2 protein-coding genes are annotated in these 680 nt (G+C 61.9%); both read left to right on the top strand.

Annotated elements, in window-relative coordinates; genetic code table 11:
* The coding region (locus tag AWB68_RS45830) for an integrase core domain-containing protein (RefSeq protein WP_143282095.1) at nt 1-386 on the top strand (386 nt) is incomplete at its 5' end.
* Nucleotides 387-423: 37 nt separating this feature from the next.
* The gene (locus tag AWB68_RS45825) at nt 424-633 is read left to right on the top strand and encodes a hypothetical protein (protein ID WP_200828969.1); all 210 of its coding nucleotides are present in this window, start codon (nt 424-426) and stop codon (nt 631-633) included.
* The last annotated feature ends 47 nt before the right edge of the window (nt 634-680 follow it).

Below are 680 nucleotides of genomic sequence, written 5' to 3'. Positions count from 1 at the left end.
GGTTCGCCGCCTTGCAGCCGATCGCACAGGGACTGCTGGGTGAATTCGGCGGCACGGGTGCCGAGGTTGGTCGGGGCCTGACGCTGCGCATGGATCACGGTTCGCAGTACACGGCCGATGACTTCCTCAACCAGGTCAGGTTCTGGGGCGTCACGCCGAGCTTCGCCTTCGTCGCCGAACCGCAAACGAATGGCGTCGCCGAGCGCTTCAACCGGACGCTGAAGGAACAAGCCTTTCACGGTCGCATCTTCAGGAACCTGGAGGAAGTTCGGGCCGCGGCCGTCGAGTTCAAAGATCGTTACAACCGTCATTGGCGTCTCGAAAAACTGGGCTTTATGTCACCCCATGAAGCCCGTCACGCAGCCACCATGAAAGAGGCCGCCTGAGTTGCAAACCCGTGTCCAGACAATCCGAGCCGGTACAATGCTAAAGAAGTCGAAGATCGCCGAGGTTCTGCCGGGGGCGGTGGAAGGAGCGCGTAGCGCGACTGGAAACGCCCCCGGCGCGGCCGCCGAAGTGAAACGGTGGTCGGCCAATCGGAAGAAACAAGTCGTCTTGCGCTTGTTGCGCGGCGAGCCGGTGGACGCCATTTCGCGCGAAGTTTCGGTACCGATATACCGGCTCGAAGAATAGCGCGAGCGTGCCTTGGCCGGTATCGATGCTGGCCTCAAGGAGCGCGA

Origin of the sequence: Caballeronia choica (genome assembly GCF_001544535.1) — a bacterium.
In the GTDB taxonomy this organism is placed as follows: Bacteria; Pseudomonadota; Gammaproteobacteria; order Burkholderiales; family Burkholderiaceae; genus Caballeronia; species Caballeronia choica.
This window is presented reverse-complemented; position numbering and strand designations above follow the sequence as displayed.

Bases quoted from the DNA above. Each gene is read 5' to 3' on its own strand.
- AWB68_RS45825 (WP_200828969.1), top strand. From the start codon at position 424: ATGCTAAAGAAGTCGAAGATCGCCGAGGTTCTGCCGGGGGCGGTGGAA.